General features: G+C 55.7%; 4 protein-coding genes. All 4 read right to left on the reverse strand.

Features of this window, described 5'->3' with window-relative positions; translation table 11 throughout:
• On the reverse strand, positions 1-725 hold a 725-nt coding region (locus ABJQ89_RS02675), incomplete at its 3' end, for a fumarylacetoacetate hydrolase family protein (RefSeq protein ID WP_348494727.1).
• On the reverse strand, positions 722-1363 hold the full coding sequence (gene maiA / locus ABJQ89_RS02680) for a maleylacetoacetate isomerase (protein ID WP_348494728.1): 642 nt from the start codon (positions 1361-1363) through the stop codon (positions 722-724). The genes ABJQ89_RS02675 and maiA, both read right to left, overlap by 4 nt.
• The gene (gene hmgA, locus ABJQ89_RS02685) at positions 1360-2721 is read right to left on the reverse strand and encodes a homogentisate 1,2-dioxygenase (protein WP_348494729.1); all 1362 of its coding nucleotides are present in this window, start codon (positions 2719-2721) and stop codon (positions 1360-1362) included. The genes maiA and hmgA overlap by 4 nt, the downstream gene beginning before the upstream one ends.
• Before the next feature lie 151 nt (positions 2722-2872).
• The coding region (locus ABJQ89_RS02690; protein WP_348494730.1) for an aminotransferase at positions 2873-3923 on the reverse strand (1051 nt) is incomplete at its 5' end.

Here is a 3923-nt window from a genome sequence, read left to right on the forward strand (position 1 = left end):
GGTTGGTATTCCCAACCTTGGATATCGCGCGCGGACCAGTCATTGAGCAGCACATAGCCAAAGATCATATCATCCGCTTGATCCACCGTGATCGGTGTGCCCATCTCGCAGCTCGTGCCAACGATAGCGCCGAGTTCGAGCTCGATATCGAGACGCTTGCTTGGCCCAAAGCTCGGCACAGCGGCGTCAGGCGCTTTCATTTGCCCGTTGGGGCGATGAATGTCCGTGCCAGACACCACAACAGAGGAAGCGCGTCCGTTGTAGCCGACGGGAATATGGAGCCAGTTGGCAGGCAAATCAGGCGAGCCGCGCAGGATCGCGCCCATGTTCTTCGCGTGCTGCATGCCAGCGTAGAAATCTGTGTATTCCGTCACCGCGATTGGCATGTGCATCACGACATCCGCTTGCGCGACGAGGTAGTCGCCCAAGGGCTCTGCACCCTCTGCCAAAAGCGCAGTCAGTTTAGCGCGCAGGTCGGCCCAGGCCTCGCGACCCTGTTCCATGAAATCATTCCAATAGGGAACATCAAAGACGTCGCCAGAGCTGTCCCCAAGCAAACCGTCGCCCTCGGCTTTGTAGAGATCAAAAATCATGTCCCCAATCGCCACGCCGCAGCGGGGCATGGAGCTATCATCGAGAGAGAACACGCCGTAGGGCAAGTTGTTCAATGGGAATGGCGTATCGGCGCTATTCGCGCTTTCGACCCAAGAGCGGAGCAATGTCATGTATGTTCTTTCGCATCTGGTTGGTTGTCGGGATGTGCCGCCTTGATCGCGGGTATCGCAAGACAGTTTTGTGAAATTCGGGTGAGTTTCGGGAAAGCTTCGACGGGCAATTCCCAACGCTCGGCGTTGTACATTTGGCTGACAATACAAAGGTCTGCAAGATCGGGCGCATCGCCAAAAGCAAAACCTGTGTCATCGCGGACTTGCGTCTCTAGCGCGGTGAAACCCTGCGCCATCCAATGCTGCATCCAGTCCTTTTTCTGCGCAGGCGTCGCGCCGAAACGCGCGCCCAGTTGACCCACAACGCGCAGGTTATTGACGGGGTGGATATCCATGGAAACACCATGGGCCACCGCCATCATACGTGCGCGTTTGATCGGATCGGTTGGGATCAAGGCGGGTTCGGGCCAAGTCGCATCAATGTATTCCAAAATGGCCATCGATTGCGTCAAAGCTGTGCCATCCTCAAGTACGAGCGTCGGAACACCTGCCCCCGCATTCAGCGCGCGATAAGCATCGCTGCCTTGATCGCCCGCTACCAGATCAACTGGGATGGTTTCGTAAGCAACGCCTTTGAGGTTCAGCGCCGCGCGTACGCGGTAAGACGTGGTCGAGCGCCAGTAGCTATAAAGCTTCATTTCTTGCCCGCCGTTCCATCGAATTTCTTTTCGATATCGACCCAGCAATCAATATAATCGTCCTGCAATGGTGCCTCTTCCCCCGCGAACCGCGTTAGGTGCTGCGGGAAGCGCGTCTCGAACATGAAAGACATGGTGTTATCCAGCTTTTCGGCCTTAAGGTCAGCATTCGATGCGCCCTCGAACGCGTTCTTGTCCGGCCCATGCGGCAGCATCATATTGTGCAGACTGATTCCACCGGGGATGAACCCCTTCGGTTTGGCGTCATATTGGCCGTAAATATTGCCCATCAATTCGGACATGATGTTCTTGTGATACCACGGCGGGCGGAACGTATCCTCCGCCACCATCCAGCGTTCGCGGAACAGAACGAAGTCGATGTTTGCTGTGCCTTCTTGCCCTGAGGGTGCGGTGAGCACGGTAAAAATCGAGGGATCGGGATGATCAAACAGGACCGCGCCCACGGGGCAATAGGTCTTGAGATCATATTTGCAGGGGGCATAATTGCCGTGCCATGCGACCACATCCAAAGGCGATTGATCGATCTTGGTTTCATGGAATTGACCACACCATTTGATCGTCACGGTTGAGGGCACTTCGCGATCTTCAAAGGCCGCGACAGGCGTTTTGAAATCCCGTGGATTTGCCATGCAGTTGGCACCAATCGGACCCCTGCCCGGCAACTCAAACTTCTGGCCATAGTTCTCGCACACAAAGCCACGACATGGCCCCTCGAGCACCTCAACGCGGTAGACAAGACCGCGCGGAATAATCGCAATTTCCTGTGGCTCTAGATCGATCACGCCCAGCTCTGTGCAAAAGCGTAAACGCCCTTCTTGCGGCACGATCAGCATCTCTGAATCGGCGGAATAAAAATAGGCATCCACCATGCTTTCGGTGACAAGATACACATGGCTGGCCATGCCCACCTGCGTGTTCACATCCCCCGCCGTCGTCATCGTGCGCATACCAGTGAGCCACGTTAAAGGCTCATCTGAATGCGGCACCGGATCCCAACGATACTGACCAAGCGAGGTCACATCACCCAAGACGTTTGGCGCGGATTTCCAAAGCGGCAAGTCGATACGTGAATAGCGGTGGGAGTGTTTCACAGACGGGCGAATGCGGTAGCACCATGTGCGTTCATTCTGATGGCTCGGCGCTGTAAAAGCTGTGCCAGAAAGCTGTTCGCCATAGAGCCCATAGTTACACTTTTGCGGGCTATTCATGCCCTGCGGCAAAGCACCGGGCAACGCTTCTGTTTCGAAATCATTGCCAAAACCGGGCATATAACCACCGTGCGTACCAACCTCTGTGGCCGCTTGGGTCAAACCATGGGGCGCTGTGACCTTGTTCATGACGCATTCCTTTTTCTTCGTTAGGAATGGTCGTAATGGTCACATTTGTAACTATCAACGCTTTCTTTCACTTTTCAGTAGAAAAGATGAAGGCGCCAATAGACACAAAAAACCCTCACTCAAGCTCTGCTCAAATGAGGGTATTTTCGTGCTACGCGGCTTTAAATAGACCTTCACGCTTGGCGTCGGCCAGCGTTTTGTCCAAAGCAATCGTTGCCCGTTCAATGATCATGTCGATCTCTGCTTTTGTGACAACAAGCGGCGGTGCGATGATCATCCGATCGCCCACATGGCGCATGACCAAACCGTTTTCAAAACAATGCTCACGGCACATAAGGCCAACCTGACCGCCCTCGCCCGCAAAGGCCGCGCGCGTGGCTTTGTCAGGTGACAGAGCAATCGTCGCCATAAGGCCCATGCTGCGTGCCTCGCCCACAAGCGGATGATCCGCAAGAACAGCCCATTTCTCAGCAAGATATGGCGCAATCTCATCGCGCACGCGCTCAATCATGCCTTCCTCTAGCATGATACGCAGATTTTCCAGCGCGACCGCTGCCGCCACTGGATGCCCCGAATAAGTATAGCCGTGGTTAAAATCACCCGCAGCCGCGACGGTGTTCGCGATCTCATCAGACACCAGCGAGCCACCAATCGGTGCATAGCCAGACGACAGGCCCTTTGCGATGGTCATAATATCAGGGCGAATGCCAAAGGTTTGCGATCCGAACCAATTACCCGTGCGCCCAAAGCCGCAAATCACTTCATCCGCGATGAGCAGGATGTCGTGTGCATCGCAAATGCGCTGGATTTCGGGCCAGTAGCTATCTGGCGGAAACACGATGCCGCCCGCGCCTTGGATCGGCTCGGCGATAAAGGCCGCGACGTTCTCCTCTCCAAGTTCCGCGATCTTGGCTTCCAACTGACGCGCGCGTTCAAGACCGAATGCCTCGCGATCCGTGTCGCCGCCGTCTTCGTACCAATGGGGCTGATCAATATGCACAACATCGGGGATAGGCAGACCGCCCTGCGCGTGCATCGGTGTCATGCCTCCAAGGCTCGCTCCGCCCAGCGTCGAGCCGTGATAGGCGTTGTGGCGGCTGATGATCGTCTTCTTGTCCGGCTTCCCCTTCGCCGCCCAGTAATGGCGCACGAGGCGGATGTTGGTGTCATTCGCTTCAGACCCTGAGCCCGCATAAAACACA

Source organism: Planktotalea sp., from assembly GCF_039984035.1.
In the GTDB taxonomy this organism is placed as follows: domain Bacteria; phylum Pseudomonadota; class Alphaproteobacteria; order Rhodobacterales; family Rhodobacteraceae; genus Planktotalea.

What these genes read in the sequence shown, in the direction of transcription:
- hmgA (WP_348494729.1), bottom strand. Translation starts at nt 2,721, where the DNA reads ATGAACAAGGTCACAGCGCCCCATGGTTTGACCCAAGCGGCCACAGAG.
- maiA (WP_348494728.1), bottom strand. Translation starts at nt 1,363, where the DNA reads ATGAAGCTTTATAGCTACTGGCGCTCGACCACGTCTTACCGCGTACGC.